Consider the following 15814-nt stretch of genomic DNA (forward strand, 5'->3'; position numbering starts at 1 on the left):
GAATCGACAGCATGTACAAACTCGAAGTCCAAGACCTGCACAAGCGCTACGGCAGCCACGAAGTGCTCAAGGGCGTGTCGCTGGCGGCCAAGGCCGGCGACGTCATCAGCATCATCGGCTCCAGCGGTTCGGGCAAGTCGACCTTCCTGCGCTGCATCAACCTGCTGGAGCAGCCGCACGCCGGCAAGATCCTGCTCAACAACGAAGAACTGAAGCTGGTCCCCGGCAAGGATGGCGCGTTGAAGGCTGCCGACCCGCGTCAATTGCAGCGCATGCGCTCGCGCCTGTCGATGGTGTTCCAGCACTTCAACCTGTGGTCGCACATGACTGCGCTTGAGAACATCATCGAAGCGCCCGTGCACGTGCTGGGCGTGAACAAGAAGGAAGCCCTGGAAAAGGCCGAGCACTACCTGGCCAAGGTGGGGGTTGCCCATCGCAAGGATGCCTTCCCCGGGCATATGTCGGGGGGTGAGCAACAGCGTGTGGCAATTGCCCGGGCGCTGGCCATGGAGCCGGAGGTCATGCTGTTCGACGAGCCGACCTCGGCGCTTGACCCTGAGCTGGTGGGTGATGTGCTGAAGGTGATGCAGGCGCTGGCCCAGGAAGGTCGGACCATGGTAGTGGTGACCCACGAAATGGGCTTTGCCCGCGAGGTGTCCAACCAGTTGGTGTTCCTGCACAAAGGCCTGGTGGAAGAAACCGGCTGCCCGCGTGAAGTGCTGGCCAACCCGCAGTCGGAGCGCTTGAAGCAGTTCCTCTCCGGCAGCCTGAAGTAAAAGCTGCATTTTTGCACCAGAATAGGGCATGCTGCGCGGCGAGCGCAGCCTGACCCGGCGCACAGACTCGAACGACCTCAGGTTTCGGACCGCACCCTATGACCACCCAGCGAATCGGTTTTCTCATCTGGCCCAGCACCAGGCCTTTGACCCTGGCGTTGGCCGAGGAAGTGTTGCTGGTGGCGCAGCGTGTGCATCCGGATGTGGTCTACGAGTTGGTCTTCCTGCAGGCCGAGCCCGCGCAGGAAGGCGCCTGGCGGCTGCCGGGCGAGCCGTGGACCGGCCGCCTGGAGGGCTGTCACAAGCTCTTTCTGCTGGCCGACGAGCCGCCTGCGGCGATGGGGGCTGCCTTTTCAGCGGCGCTCAAGCAACTGGCGCGCAGTGGCTGCCTGATCGGTGGCCTGTCGGCCGGGGTGTATCCGCTGGCAATGCTGGGCCTGCTCGATGGGTACCGGGCAGCCGTGCACTGGCGCTGGCAGGATGACTTTGCCGAACGCTTCCCCAAGGTGATTGCCACCAGCCACCTGTTCGATTGGGATCGCGACCGACTGACCGCCTGCGGCGGTATGGCGGTGACCGACCTGCTGCTGGCGGTGCTGGCGCGGGATCACGGGGCGGAGTTGGCCGGGGCGGTGTCGGAAGAGCTGGTGGTAGAGCGCATCCGCGAGGGTGGCGAGCGCCAGCGTATTCCGCTGCAGAACCGCCTGGGCTCGAGTCACCCCAAGCTGACTCAGGCCGTGTTGCTGATGGAAGCCAACATCGAAGAGCCGCTGACCACCGACGAAATTGCCCAGCATGTGTGTGTGTCGCGTCGGCAGTTGGAGCGTATCTTCAAGCAGTACCTGAACCGCGTGCCCAGCCAGTACTACCTGGAGTTACGGTTGAACAAGGCGCGGCAGATGCTGATGCAGACCAGCAAGTCGATCATCCAGATCGGGCTGTCTTGTGGTTTCTCGTCGGGGCCGCATTTTTCCAGTGCCTACCGTAATTTCTTTGGTGCAACGCCGCGGGAAGACCGCAATCAGCGTCGCAGCAGCAGCCCGTTTGAATTGAGCTCGGCGCCGGCTGAAAAGGGCTGAGATTTCGGGTGGGTTCGGGGTGTATGCCTTGGGGTTGGTGTTGGGGCGCAAATCGAGCGCCGCCCACGCGGCGCTTCGCGGGTAAACCCGCTCCTTGTATGTTGTCCTTAGCCTGGCGGGAGAGGTTATTCTCGTCAGGCTGAAGAAGCACTTCCGGGGAGGCCGATCGCTCCTAAAGGCAGGGATTACCCCTGACCTTGTACGTAGAGAGGCCCCCCGCCTCATTGCCCACTGCGAAGAGTATCGAGAAGCCGACAAGTCGGACTTCGCATTACAAGGTTGCAGCAGCATGAAGTTCGAGGTCGGGGAACCGGAGGCCATTGTTACCTAACTCGCTGGGGAGAGGGAAGAATGAGTGTCTGTGTTGGCCTCGATATCGGCTCACGCACTTCGATCGTCGGGGTACGTAAAGATGGGCGTCCGGCCGGACAGTGGGATATCGCTCAAACCCCTGCAGGCCGTAAGGCTGCGGTGAAAAAGCTGCTGGCACTCAAGCCCAAGTCGATCGTGATGGAGGCGACCGGAATCTATTACCTAGACTTGGCTCTTGAGCTACATGCGGCTGACCTCCCTGTTTCAGTGATCAACCCCAAGAGCTTTCACAATTTCGCCAAACTGATGCTGGTGAACAGCAAGACCGATGCAATAGATGCTCAGTTGCTGTCCGAGTACGGCGAGCGTATGACACCGCGCTTGTGGACGCCTCCAAGCCCTGTGCAGCTTGAGCTGAGGGCTCTGGGCCGGCACATCAACCGTTTGGTGGGACACCGTACCAGGGCGAAGAACGAACTTCATGCGCTGCAGGCGACCTCTACGACCGTGTCGATGCTGATCGAAGATCAAGAAGAAGCCATTGCTTCACTGGATAATCGAATTGAACGCTTTCGTAAGGCTGGCCGCGAGATGGTCGCCCAGTGTCCGACGCTTACTCGGCAGTACAAGCAGCTGCTCGCAGGCCCAGGAATAGGAGAAGTCTCAGCACTTGCTGCATTGGCTGAGCTGACCACCCTTCCTCAAATGCTCAAGTCCTCGCAGGTAGCTCGTCACGCGGGGCTGGATGTTCGGCAGACACAGTCGGGGACGAGCATTGACAAGCCCGGTCGGCTCGGCAAAAGCGGGAATGCTTATCTGCGGGCAGCCATGTACATGCCTGCCTTGACCGCAGTGCGCTGCGACCCTTATGCGAAGGCTTTTTACGAATCCCTGGTCAGTAGGGGCAAGAAAAAAATGCAGGCTATCGCTGCTGTCATGCGCAAGTATCTGACAGGCATCTGGGCATGCATGCGTGGGGATGTGCCATTTGATACGGTGAAGCTTTTCAGCTCTGAACACCTCGGAAAAGCTTGACCGCCAACAGAGTATCTACGTTTGTTTCGAGCCAGTCCATCCTGTGCCAGGCGCGCGCGATGGCCTTGTTTGTACGACGCGATATCGAGCCATGCGCCAGGGCGTTCGCGCGCAAATCCCACAGGCATAATTGGCCCGAAACAAACGTAGGAGCGGGTTTGCCCGCGAAGCGCCGCGCGGGCGGCGCTCGATCTCCCCGTCATCACATCAACATCGCCGTACATCCTGCCCCCTCACAATCCTATGTGAACACCCGTTCACCCAGCCCCCTCTCTCCCGTACACTGCGCGATTGCGACAGTGTTTGTCGCATTGCCGAAAGCCTTGTCAAAACTGGGTTTTGCGCTGTAACAAGTTGTCGCTTGGCCGCAAGGACAGGCGCGGATCAGTCCTTACAATCCCCCCATCGCTCGCCACTTCCAGGCCAGCGTTCCTCTTCAGGAGACTCAGATGTCCGTTGAGCAAGCCCCGGTGCAACGTGCCGATTTCGACCAGGTGATGGTCCCCAACTATTCTCCGGCGGCCTTCATTCCTGTGCGAGGCGAGGGTTCCCGTGTCTGGGACCAGTCGGGTCGCGAGCTGATCGACTTTGCCGGCGGCATCGCGGTCAATGCCCTGGGCCACTGCCACCCGGCACTGGTCAAGGCCCTGACTGAACAGGCCAACACCCTCTGGCACGTCTCCAACGTGTTCACCAACGAGCCGGCCCTGCGCCTGGCCCACAAGCTGGTGGACGCCACCTTTGCCGACCGCGCGTTCTTCTGCAACTCCGGCGCCGAGTCCAACGAGGCCGCTTTCAAGCTGGCCCGTCGTGTGGCGCATGACCGCTTCGGTCCGCAAAAGCACGAAATCATCGCCACCGTGAACAGCTTCCACGGTCGCACCCTGTTTACCGTCAGCGTGGGTGGCCAGCCGAAGTACTCCGATGGCTTTGGCCCGAAGATCACCGGTATCAGCCATGTGCCGTACAACGACCTGGAAGCGTTGAAGGCACAGATTTCCGACAAGACCTGCGCCGTGGTGATCGAGCCGATCCAGGGCGAGAGCGGCGTGGTGCCGGCCGACAAGGCCTACCTGGAAGGCGCGCGCAAGCTGTGTGACGAGCACAACGCTCTGCTGATCTTCGACGAAGTGCAGACTGGCGTGGGCCGTACCGGCTCGCTGTATGCCTACCAGCACTACGGCGTGACCCCGGACATTCTGACCAGTGCCAAGAGCCTGGGCGGCGGTTTCCCGATTGGCGCCATGCTGACCACCACCGAGCTGGCCAAGCACCTGGCCGTTGGCACCCACGGCACCACCTATGGCGGCAACCCGCTGGGCTGCGCCGTTGCCTGCGCGGTGCTGGACGTGGTCAACACCCCGGAAACCCTGGCCGGTATCAAGGCTAAGCACGAGCGCTTCAAAACCCGCCTGGAACAGATCGGCCAGCAGTACAACCTGTTCAGCCAGGTGCGTGGTGTCGGCTTGCTGCTGGGCTGTGTCTTGACCGAGGCCTGGAAAGGCAAGGCCAAGGACGTGCTCAATGCTGCCGAGAAAGAAGGCGTGATGGTGCTGCAGGCCGGCCCGGACGTGGTCCGCTTCGCGCCAAGCCTGGTAGTTGAAGACGCCGACATCGACGAAGGCCTGGACCGCTTCGAACGCGCTGTGGCCACACTGACCAAAGGCTGATCCGCCAGCGGTCCTTTCGCCGGCCCTGGCGCAGCCTCAGCCCGAGGCTGAGCCGGGTCGGCGATACCCGATTCCAGTGCAGGTGCCTGGGTGCCTGCCGTTTTTCCGTGCCGACGTGAATGGCCCGTATTCCAAAGGAGTGACACCATGCTGGTGATGCGCCCCGCGCAAATGGCTGATCTGAACGACGTGCAGCGCATGGCTGCAGACAGCCCCATTGGTGTCACCTCGCTGCCGGACGACACTGCTCGTCTGGGCGACAAGATTGCCGCCTCTGAGACATCCTTCGCCGCCGAGGTCAGCTTCAACGGTGAAGAGAGTTACTTTTTCGTACTCGAAGACAGCGAAACAGGCAAGTTGGCCGGCTGCTCGGCCATTGTCGCTTCGGCCGGCTATTCCGAGCCGTTCTACAGTTTTCGTAACGAAACATTCGTGCACGCCTCACGCGAGCTGAAGATACACAACAAGATCCATGTGCTGTCGCTGTGCCACGATCTGACCGGCAACAGCCTGCTGACCAGCTTCTATGTGGCGCCGGAGCTGGTGAACAGTGGCTGGGCCGAGCTCAACTCGCGCGGCCGGCTGCTGTTCATGGCCGCGCACCCGGAGCGCTTTGCCGATTCGGTGGTCACCGAGATCGTCGGCTTCAGCGACGAGCAGGGTGAATCGCCGTTCTGGGATGCCATCGGCCGCAACTTCTTCGATCTCAACTATGCCGACGCCGAGCGCCTGTGCGGCCTGAAGAGCCGTACCTTTCTCGCCGAGCTGATGCCGCATTACCCGATCTACGTGCCGTTGTTGCCAGACCTGGCGCAGGAAGCCATGGGCCAGGTACATCCGCGGGCACAGATCACCTTCGACATACTCATGCGCGAAGGCTTCGAGACCGAGCACTACATCGACATCTTCGACGGTGGCCCGACCCTGCATGCGCGCACCTCTGGCATCCGCTCGATCGCCCAGAGCCGGGTTGTACCGGTGAAGATCGAAGAGGCCCCGGTCAAAGGCGGGCGCCCGTACCTGGTGTGCAACGGCCTGTTGCAGGACTACCGCGCGGTGTTGCTGGACCTGGACTGGGTGCCTGGCAAGCCGGTCAGCCTGAGCGTGGCAGCAGCCGACGCGCTGGGCGTGGGTGAGGGCGCCAGCGTGCGCCTGGTCGCGGTTTGAGGTCTGGCAACAGACGTTTCGGGCTTGATGCGTTAGCAGAGTTTCGCGCCGGCCGATGCCGCCGCACAAGGAGATAGCATGATCGTTCGTCCTGTACGCAGCAGCGATTTGCCTGCGTTGATCGAATTGGCACGCAGCACCGGCACCACCGGGCTGACCACGCTGCCGGCCAACGAAGAGCGCCTGGGGCATCGCGTTGGTTGGGCGGAAAAAAGCTTTCGTGGCGAAGCTGAGCGTGGCGACACCGATTACCTGTTCGTGCTGGAAAACGACGAAGGTCTGGTGGTGGGCATCAGTGCCATCGCCGGCGCCGTCGGCCTGCGTGAGCCCTGGTACAACTATCGGGTCGGCCTGACTGTCAGCGCCTCGCAGGAGCTGAAGATCTACCGCGAAATCCCGACGCTGTTCCTGGCCAACGACCTGACCGGCAATTCCGAGCTGTGCTCGCTGTTCCTGCGCAGCGACTACCGCTCGGGCCTCAATGGCCGCCTGCTGTCGCGTGCGCGCATGCTGTTCATTGCCGAGTTCCCCGAGCTGTTCGGCAAGAAGATCATTGCCGAAATGCGCGGCATGTCTGACGAGCAGGGCCGTTCGCCGTTCTGGGAAAGCCTGGGCCGGCATTTCTTCAAGATGGAGTTCAGCCAGGCGGACTACCTCACCGGCGTGGGCAACAAGTCGTTCATCGCCGAGCTGATGCCCAAGTTCCCGCTGTACACCTGCTTCCTGTCCGAAGCGGCGCGCAGTGTGATCGGCCGTGTGCACAAAGACACCGAGCCGGCGCTGGCCATGCTCAAGCAGGAAGGCTTCAACTACCAGGGCTACGTCGACATCTTCGATGCCGGCCCGGCCATCGAGTGTGACACTGCCAAGATCCGCGCCGTGCGCGAGAGCCAGACCCTGGTGCTGGCGGTAGGTACGCCAGGCGATGACGCGACCCCTTTCATCATCCACAACCGCAAGCGCGACGACTGTCGCATCACTGCTGCACCTGCACGGTTGGCCGCCGGCACCCTGGTGGTCGACCCGTTGACCGCCAAACGCCTGCGCATGGGCGTTGGCGACAATGTCCGCGCGGTGCCGCTGTCGGCCAGCCGGGAGGCCCAGTAAATGACCACGCATTACATCGCAGGCAATTGGCAGGCCGGCCAGGGCGAACCCCTGCAGTCGCTCAACCCGGTGACCCAGGCCGTGATCTGGCAAGGGCAGGGCGCTGACGCCAGCCAGGTCGACGCCGCCGTGCAGGCCGCGCGGCAGGCCTTTCCGGCCTGGGCGCAATTGAGCCTGGAGGCACGTATCGATGTGCTGGAGAAGTTTGCCGCGCAGCTGAAAGTGCATGCCGAGGCCATGGCCCAGTGCATTGGCGAGGAAACCGGGAAGCCGCTGTGGGAATCTGCGACTGAAGTCACCAGCATGATCAACAAGGTGGCGATTTCGGTACAGAGCTACCGCGAGCGCACCGGCGAAAAGAGTGGTCCTCTGGCCGATGCCACGGCTGTTCTGCGGCACAAGCCTCACGGCGTCGTGGCGGTGTTCGGCCCTTACAACTTCCCCGGGCACCTGCCCAATGGCCATATCGTGCCGGCGCTGCTGGCAGGCAACTGCGTGGTGTTCAAGCCCAGCGAGCTGACCCCCAAGGTCGCTGAGCTTACCGTCAACTGCTGGATTGCTGCCGGCCTGCCGGCGGGTGTGCTGAACCTGGTGCAGGGCGCACGCGAAACCGGTGTGGCGCTGGCCGCCAACCCAGGTATCGATGGCCTGTTCTTCACCGGCTCGAGCCGCACCGGCAACCTGCTGCATCAACAGTTCGCAGGCCGCCCAGACAAGATTCTGGCCCTGGAAATGGGGGGTAACAACCCGCTCGTGGTGGACGAGGTCAAGGACCTCGACGCGGCGGTGTATACCATTATCCAGTCGGCGTTCATTTCCGCCGGCCAACGCTGCACTTGCGCGCGGCGCCTGCTGGTACCGCAAGGCGCCTGGGGCGATGCACTGATCGCGCGCCTGGTCGAGGTGTGCAAAGCCATCACGGTGGGGGCGTTCGATGAACAGCCGGCGCCTTTCATGGGCTCGGTGATTTCGCTGCAGGCGGCTCGGGCGCTGCTTGCCGCCCAGGCCGAACTGGCTGCCAAAGGTGGCGTGAAACTGCTGGAAATGACTCAGCCACAGGCCGATGCTGCACTGCTGACTCCGGGTATTGTCGATGTCACCGCCGTGGCTGACCGCCCGGACGAAGAGTTTTTCGGCCCGCTGTTGCAGGTGATCCGCTACGCCGACTTCGATGCTGCCATCGATGAAGCCAACAACACCCAGTATGGCCTGGCCGCTGGCTTATTGTCTGATTCGCGAGCTCGCTACCAGTACTTCTGGCTGCGCAGTCGCGCGGGCATCGTCAACTGGAACAAACAGCTGACGGGGGCTGCCAGCAGCGCGCCGTTCGGTGGCGTGGGAGCCAGTGGCAACCATCGCGCCAGTGCCTATTACGCAGCCGACTACTGCGCTTACCCCGTGGCTTCGCTGGAGACCGCCAGCCTTGCCTTGCCGGCGACCCTGACGCCGGGCGTCACCCTATAACAACAGGTCACGGAGCCTAGCCGATGAAATCCTATGAAGTGAATTTTGATGGCCTGGTGGGGCCTACCCACAACTATGGCGGTCTGTCTTACGGTAACGTGGCTTCGCAGAGCAATAGCCAGCAGGCGTCCAACCCGCGTGAGGCAGCGCGCCAGGGCCTGGCGAAGATGAAAGCGCTGGCCGACATGGGCTTCAAGCAGGGTGTTCTGGCGCCACAAGAGCGCCCGGACGTGGCGGCGCTGCGCCGCCTGGGGTTCAGTGGGAGCGATGCCGAAGTTATCCAGCGCGCCGCCCGCGAGGCCATGCCTTTGCTTGTGGCCAGTTGCTCGGCCTCGAGCATGTGGGTGGCCAACGCCGCAACAGTCAGCCCGAGTGCCGACACTGCTGACGGTCGCGTGCACTTCACCGCCGCCAACCTCAACTGCAAATATCACCGCAGCATCGAGCACCCGACCACCAGCCGCGTGCTGGGCGCCATGTTCAACGACGAGAAATACTTTGCCCACCACGCCGCGCTGCCTGCCGTGGCACAGTTCGGTGACGAGGGCGCGGCCAACCACACGCGCTTCTGCCGCGTCTATGGCGAGGCTGGCGTGGAGTTCTTTGTCTACGGCCGCAGTGCCTTCGACAGCCGTTACCCGGCGCCACAGAAGTACCCGGCCCGACAAACCCTGGAGGCCTCGCAAGCTGTGGCCCGGCTGCACGGCCTGAGCGATGACGGTGTGGTCTACGCTCAACAGAACCCGGCGGTGATCGACCAGGGTGTGTTCCACAATGATGTGATTTCGGTGGGTAACGGCGAGGTGCTGTTCTACCACGAGGACGCGTTTCTCGAGACCGACGCGGTACTTGGGCAGCTGCGAGCTAAACTGGCCAGCAAGGGTGGCAACTTCCAGGCCATCTGCGTGCCCAGGGCAGCGGTGGCGGTGGAGGACGCGGTGCGTTCCTACCTGTTCAACAGCCAGCTGCTCAGCCGCGACGATGGTTCGATGCTGTTGGTCGTGCCGGAAGAGTGCCGCAACAACGAGCGGGTCTGGGCCTATCTGGGCCAGCTGACCAGCCAGGGAGGCCCGGTGAAGGAGGTCAAGGTGTTCGACCTCAAGCAAAGCATGCAGAACGGCGGCGGCCCGGCCTGCCTGCGTTTGCGCGTGGCTTTGAAGGAAGCGGAGCTGGCGGCGGTCAACCAAGGCGTTATCATGACGGCCACGCTGTATGACACGCTGCTGCAGTGGGTCGACAGGCACTACCGCGATCGCCTTGGCGAAGCAGACCTGGCTGACCCGCAACTGCTGGTGGAATGCCGTACGGCACTGGACGAATTGACCCAGATCCTGAAGTTGGGCTCGGTGTATCCGTTCCAACGCCAACCTTGAAGAGAGACTCTGTAATGACCGACGCCTTGCGCCTGATCCTCGAAGATGAAGACGGCACCCAGCTGGAAACCTCCTGCACCCGCTTTGCTGTGGTCTGGCAAGGCAAGGAAGTGTGGATTCAGCAGGATGGCCGTGGCCAGTTGCTGATCGGCGTGGATGTCGAGGAAGACGACACCGAGTATGCCAACTTGCTGCTGCGCCCGATGGCCACCAATCTGGTCAGCCTGCAGCTGGAAATGGAACCGGCAGAACTTGGCGAAGACGACGATCACGTTCATGGCCCTGACTGCGGTCACCACCACTAAGGAAGCACCTATGCTCGCCCTTGGCAAATTGCTTGAGCTGACCCTCACCGATCACGAACCGGCCGAGAAGACCCAAGTGACACCCAAGGGCGCGCGTTTGCGATGGCTGGGGGAGGGCGCGCTCGAAGTGCGCCCGGCCGAAAGCGACGATTGCGGGCTGGACTTGCTGTTGTCCGCCGGCATTCATGGCAATGAAACAGCGCCGATCGAATTGCTCGAGCGGCTGCTGCACGGCGTGGCCAACGGCAAGATCAGGCCCAGGGCACGGGTGCTGTTCCTGTTCGGCAACCCGGCGGCGATCCGCAAGGGCGAGCGCTTTATCGAACAGGACATCAACCGCTTGTTCAATGGCCGCCATGAGCTGTCCAGCGGTTTCGAAGCATTGCGTGCTGCCGAGCTGGAACAGTTCGCCCGGGTGTTCTTCAGCAAGCCGGGGCGCAACCGCCTGCATTACGACCTGCATACTGCCATCCGCGGTTCGAAGATCGAGCAATTTGCCTTGTACCCTTATAAAGAGGGACGCAAGCACTCCCGTCGCGAACTGGCGCGCCTGGCGGCGGCAGGTATGGAAGCGGTGTTGCTGCAAAGCAAGTCGTCCATCACCTTCAGCGCTTTCACCTACGAGCAACTTGAGGCTGAAGCCTTCACCCTGGAGTTGGGCAAGGCCCGTCCGTTCGGCCAGAACGAGCAGGTGAACCTCGACAAGCTCGAAGAGCGGCTGATCCGCATCATCGAGGCTACCGAGCCAGAGGACGAAAGTTCGCTGGATGGCCTGCAGCTGTTCAGTGTTTCCCGCGAAATCATCAAGCACAGCGACAGCTTCCACCTGCACCTGCCGGCGGACATCGAAAACTTCTCCGAGCTGAGCAAGGGTTACCTGCTGGCTGAAGACCTGGCCGAGATGCGCTGGGTGGTCGAGGAAGAGGGTGCGCGCATCATTTTCCCCAACCCCAAGGTCAAGAACGGCTTGCGCGCCGGCATTCTGATCGTGCCGGATTCGGGGCAGCGCCTGGGGTGAGAGCGGTGTCGCCTGTTTCGCGGGTGAACCCGCTCCTACGAGATATGTGCAAGGTCTCAGTGTGGCGCCGTGCCCGTAGGAGCGGATTTACCCGCGAAACAGGCGACACAGTTTCGGATCCTATCCTTGATGAAAACCCTTTAATTCACCGCCTGTTCCATTTTCCCCTCCCTTGAGCGGTAATTGGCTTGCCAGTGGCGAAACACAGGATTTAGCATCCGGTCATGTCGTTTTCGTTTGCATAGCCCCAAAAACCGTCCAAACGATGGCTTCTATCGTATAAACACACTGCATCGAGACTGCAGGACCGATATAATGCGGCCCTTTGCCGTCGTTTCGTCGACGCGTTTGCCCAACAGGGCCGCCGTTTCCGTGGAAGAACCTATGAAAAGCGCAGAAATCCGTGAAGCCTTCCTTCGCTTCTTCGAAGAGCAGGGACATACCCGAGTCGCCTCCAGTTCGCTGATCCCGAACAACGACCCGACCCTGCTGTTCACCAACGCAGGCATGAACCAGTTCAAGGACTGCTTCCTCGGTGCGGAGAAGCGCGCCTACACGCGTGCTGTCAGCAGCCAGAAGTGCGTGCGTGCCGGTGGCAAGCACAACGACCTGGAAAACGTCGGTTACACCGCGCGTCACCACACCTTCTTCGAAATGCTGGGCAACTTCAGCTTCGGCGACTATTTCAAGCGCGACGCCATTACCTTTGCCTGGACCTTCCTGACGTCTGAGCAGTGGCTGAACCTGCCCAAGGAAAAGCTCTGGGTCACCGTCTACGCCACCGACGACGAAGCCTACGACATCTGGACCAAGGAAGTCGGCGTGCCGGCCGAGCGCATGGTGCGCATCGGCGATAACAAGGGCGCCCCGTACGCCTCCGACAACTTCTGGACCATGGGCGATACCGGCCCGTGCGGCCCGTGCACCGAGATTTTCTACGATCACGGCCCGGATATCTGGGGTGGTCCACCCGGCTCGCCAGAAGAAGACGGTGACCGCTACATCGAGATCTGGAACAACGTCTTCATGCAGTTCAACCGCACTGCCGACGGTGTGTTGCACCCGCTGCCAGCGCCGTCGGTGGACACCGGCATGGGCCTGGAGCGTGTCAGCGCCGTGCTGCAGCACGTGCATTCGAACTACGAGATCGACCTGTTCCAGAACCTGCTGGCTGCCGCAGCCAAGGCCATCGGTTGCAGCAATGACGGCCAGGCTTCGCTGAAAGTGGTCGCCGACCACATCCGTTCGTGCGGCTTCCTGATTGCCGACGGCGTGCTGCCGTCCAACGAGGGCCGTGGCTACGTGCTGCGCCGCATCATTCGCCGCGCTTGCCGTCACGGCAACAAGCTGGGCGCCAAGGGCAGCTTCTTCTACCAGATCGTTGCCGCACTGGCCGCTGAAATGGGCGAAGCCTTCCCGGAGCTCAAGAGCCAGCAAGCGCACATCGAGCGCGTGCTCAAGGCCGAAGAAGAGCAGTTCGCCAAGACCCTGGAGCAGGGCCTGCGCATCCTCGAGCAAGACCTGGCCCAGCTGAAAGGCGACGTGGTACCGGGCGACGTGGTGTTCAAGCTGTACGACACCTATGGCTTCCCGATGGACCTGACTGCCGACATCGCTCGTGAGCGTGAGCTGACCATCGACGAAGCCGGCTTCGAGCGTGAAATGGACGCCCAGCGTGAGCGCGCCCGCTCCGCCAGCGCCTTCGGCATGGATTACAACAGCCTGGTCAAGGTCGACAGCGCCACCGAGTTCCTCGGTTACGACGCCACCGAGGGCCAGGGCAAGATCATCGCCCTGTACAAGGACGGCCAATCCGTTGACCAGCTGGGTGAAGGCGAGCAGGGCGTTGTGGTGCTCGACCGCACGCCGTTCTACGCCGAGTCCGGTGGTCAGGTGGGTGATACCGGCTTCCTGCAGGCTGGCGCTGCACGCTTTGACGTGCGCGACACCACCAAGACCGGCGGTGCCTTCCTGCACCACGGCGTGGTGGCCAGCGGTGCGCTGGTGATCGGTTCGCCCGTCGAGGCCAAGGTCGATGCAGAGGTGCAGCGTGCCACCTCGCTGAACCACTCCGCCACTCACCTGCTGCACGAAGCACTGCGCCAGGTGCTGGGCGAGCATGTACAGCAGAAGGGCTCGCTGGTCGACAGCCAGCGCCTGCGTTTCGACTTCAGCCACTTCGAGGCGGTGAAGCCGGAGCAGATCAAGCAGCTGGAAGACATCGTCAACAGCGAGATTCGCAAGAACACCCCGGTTGAAACCGAACTGACCGACATCGAAACTGCCAAGGCCAAAGGCGCAATGGCGCTGTTCGGCGAGAAATACGGCGACACCGTGCGTGTGCTGAGTATGGGCGGTGATTTTTCGGTGGAATTGTGCGGCGGTATCCACGCCAAGCGCACCGGTGACATCAGCCTGTTCAAGATCATCAGCGAAGGCGGCGTAGCCTCTGGCGTGCGCCGTATCGAAGCCGTAACCGGTGCCGCTGCGCTGGCCTACCTGAACGCTGCCGAAGAGCAGGTCAAGGAAGCCGCGCAACTGGTCAAGGGTAACCGCGACAACCTGATCGACAAGCTGTCGGCTGTGCTTGAGCGCAACCGCCAGCTGGAGAAGCAGCTGGAACAGCTGCAGGCCAAGGCCGCCAGCGCCGCCGGGGACGATCTCTCCAACGCGGCTGTTGAGGTCAAGGGTGCCAAGGTCCTCGCCGCCCGCCTGGATGGGCAGGATGGCAAGGCCCTGCTGGCCCTGGTCGATCAGCTGAAGAACAAGCTCGGCCACGCAGTGATCCTGCTGGGCAGCGAGCATGAGGGCAAGGTTGTGCTGGTGGCCGGCGTGACCAAGGACCTCTCCAGCCAACTCAAGGCTGGCGATCTGATGAAACAAGCCGCTGCGGCGGTGGGTGGCAAGGGCGGCGGCCGTCCGGACATGGCCCAGGGTGGTGGCGTCGACGTCGCTGCGCTGGACCAGGCCCTGGCGCTGGCCGTGCCATTCGCAGAGCAGGGACTTTGAGATGAAGGGGTGGATGGTCCAGTGGTCACGCAGGCCACTCCCGTCCACCCCTTCATGTTGGATTGTTTTTTGGGGCCCTGTATGGGCTGAGGCACCATTGAAATGGCGTTGATCGTACAGAAATTTGGCGGCACCTCTGTCGGTTCCATCGAGCGGATCGAGCAGGTAGCCGAAAAGGTCAAGAAACACCGTGAAGCGGGCGACGACCTGGTGGTTGTGCTGTCGGCCATGAGCGGTGAAACCAATCGCCTGATCGACCTGGCCAAGCAGATCACCGATCAGCCGGTTCCTCGTGAACTGGACGTGATCGTGTCGACGGGTGAGCAGGTCACCATTGCCCTGCTGACCATGGCCTTGATCAAGCGTGGTGTGCCAGCGGTGTCCTACACCGGCAACCAGGTGCGTATTCTCACCGACAGCTCGCACAACAAGGCGCGCATTCTGCAAATCGACGACCAGAAGATTCGTGCCGACCTCAAGGAAGGCCGCGTGGTCGTGGTTGCAGGCTTCCAGGGCGTCGACGAGCACGGCAGCATCACTACCCTGGGTCGTGGTGGCTCTGATACCACCGGCGTGGCCCTGGCGGCGGCGCTGAAGGCTGATGAGTGCCAGATCTACACTGATGTTGATGGCGTCTACACCACCGACCCGCGCGTCGTGCCACAGGCTCGTCGCCTGGAGAAGATCACCTTCGAAGAGATGCTGGAAATGGCCAGCCTTGGTTCCAAGGTGCTGCAGATCCGTTCGGTGGAGTTCGCCGGCAAGTACAACGTTCCGCTGCGCGTGCTGCACAGCTTCAAGGAGGGTCCGGGTACCCTCATTACCATTGATGAAGAGGAATCCATGGAACAGCCGATCATTTCCGGTATCGCCTTCAACCGTGATGAAGCAAAGCTGACCATTCGCGGCGTGCCGGATACCCCGGGCGTGGCCTTCAAGATCCTCGGCCCGATCAGCGCTTCGAACATCGAAGTCGACATGATCGTGCAGAACGTTGCTCACGATAACACCACCGACTTCACCTTCACCGTGCACCGCAACGAGTACGAGAAGGCGCAGAGCGTGCTGGAAAACACTGCGCGCGAAATCGGCGCCCGTGAAGTGATCGGCGACACCAAGATCGCCAAGGTCTCGATCGTTGGCGTCGGCATGCGTTCGCACGCCGGTGTTGCCAGCTGCATGTTCGAAGCCCTGGCCAAGGAGAGCATCAACATCCAGATGATCTCCACTTCCGAGATCAAGGTTTCGGTGGTGCTCGAAGAGAAGTACCTGGAGCTGGCCGTACGCGCGCTGCATACCGCGTTCGATCTGGATGCTCCTGCCCGACAGGGCGAGTAAGGCGCTGCCTGGAAGGGCGCGGCTTGCCGCGCCCTTCGCGTTTCTGCTCGCCGCGCAGGTCCTGTCCTGCCTTGTGCGGCGAGTAACCGGGGCCATGGTCGTCGTCCGCGACCCGGGCCCGATATCCAAGACTGTTACCCCTGAATGTTTTGCGTAAGGAG

At 62.0% G+C, this 15814-nt stretch carries 12 protein-coding genes; all 12 read left to right on the forward strand.

Annotated elements, in window-relative coordinates:
- Window positions 1-11 precede the first annotated feature (11 nt).
- The 12 genes from aotP (at window position 12) to ACI7M0_RS07440 (ending at window position 15653) form a co-directional block, all read left to right on the forward strand.
- Complete coding sequence (gene aotP / locus ACI7M0_RS07385; RefSeq protein ID WP_014590100.1) at window positions 12-776, forward strand: arginine/ornithine transport ATP-binding protein AotP; 765 nt, start codon at window positions 12-14, stop codon at window positions 774-776.
- Window positions 777-874: 98 nt separating this feature from the next.
- Window positions 875-1855: a transcriptional regulator ArgR gene (gene argR / locus ACI7M0_RS07390; protein ID WP_004576734.1), complete on the forward strand. Its 981-nt coding sequence runs from the start codon at window positions 875-877 to the stop codon at window positions 1853-1855.
- 351 nt (window positions 1856-2206) lie between these two features.
- Window positions 2207-3202: an IS110 family transposase gene (locus tag ACI7M0_RS07395; RefSeq protein ID WP_129934054.1), complete on the forward strand. Its 996-nt coding sequence runs from the start codon at window positions 2207-2209 to the stop codon at window positions 3200-3202.
- A gap of 449 nt (window positions 3203-3651) precedes the next feature.
- Window positions 3652-4872 carry an aspartate aminotransferase family protein gene (locus ACI7M0_RS07400; protein WP_064493124.1) on the forward strand — a complete coding sequence of 407 codons (1221 nt, stop codon included), beginning with the start codon at window positions 3652-3654 and terminating at the stop codon, window positions 4870-4872.
- 147 nt (window positions 4873-5019) lie between these two features.
- Window positions 5020-6039: an arginine/ornithine succinyltransferase subunit alpha gene (gene aruF, locus ACI7M0_RS07405; protein WP_010955177.1), complete on the forward strand. Its 1020-nt coding sequence runs from the start codon at window positions 5020-5022 to the stop codon at window positions 6037-6039.
- A gap of 78 nt (window positions 6040-6117) precedes the next feature.
- On the forward strand, window positions 6118-7146 hold the full coding sequence (gene astA / locus ACI7M0_RS07410) for an arginine N-succinyltransferase (protein WP_003254513.1): 1029 nt from the start codon (window positions 6118-6120) through the stop codon (window positions 7144-7146).
- On the forward strand, window positions 7147-8610 hold the full coding sequence (gene astD / locus ACI7M0_RS07415; RefSeq protein WP_129933923.1) for a succinylglutamate-semialdehyde dehydrogenase: 1464 nt from the start codon (window positions 7147-7149) through the stop codon (window positions 8608-8610). It abuts the gene before it with no gap.
- Window positions 8611-8633: 23 nt separating this feature from the next.
- Entirely contained in the window at window positions 8634-9983 is a 1350-nt protein-coding gene (astB, locus tag ACI7M0_RS07420; protein ID WP_129933922.1) for an N-succinylarginine dihydrolase, read from the forward strand.
- 14 nt (window positions 9984-9997) lie between these two features.
- Window positions 9998-10288 (forward strand): topoisomerase II, encoded by a 291-nt coding sequence (locus tag ACI7M0_RS07425; protein ID WP_003254508.1) that lies wholly within the window; start codon window positions 9998-10000, stop codon window positions 10286-10288.
- A gap of 10 nt (window positions 10289-10298) precedes the next feature.
- Window positions 10299-11306 carry a succinylglutamate desuccinylase gene (gene astE / locus ACI7M0_RS07430; RefSeq protein ID WP_010955173.1) on the forward strand — a complete coding sequence of 336 codons (1008 nt, stop codon included), beginning with the start codon at window positions 10299-10301 and terminating at the stop codon, window positions 11304-11306.
- Between the two features lie 384 nt (window positions 11307-11690).
- On the forward strand, window positions 11691-14315 hold the full coding sequence (gene alaS / locus ACI7M0_RS07435) for an alanine--tRNA ligase (RefSeq protein ID WP_165366988.1): 2625 nt from the start codon (window positions 11691-11693) through the stop codon (window positions 14313-14315).
- A 102-nt stretch (window positions 14316-14417) separates the two neighbouring features.
- Entirely contained in the window at window positions 14418-15653 is a 1236-nt protein-coding gene (locus tag ACI7M0_RS07440; RefSeq protein WP_003254504.1) for an aspartate kinase, read from the forward strand.
- Window positions 15654-15814 lie beyond the last annotated feature (161 nt).

Origin of the sequence: Pseudomonas sp. 10(2024) (assembly GCF_045164175.1) — a bacterium.
Classification (GTDB): Bacteria; Pseudomonadota; Gammaproteobacteria; order Pseudomonadales; family Pseudomonadaceae; genus Aquipseudomonas; species Aquipseudomonas alloputida.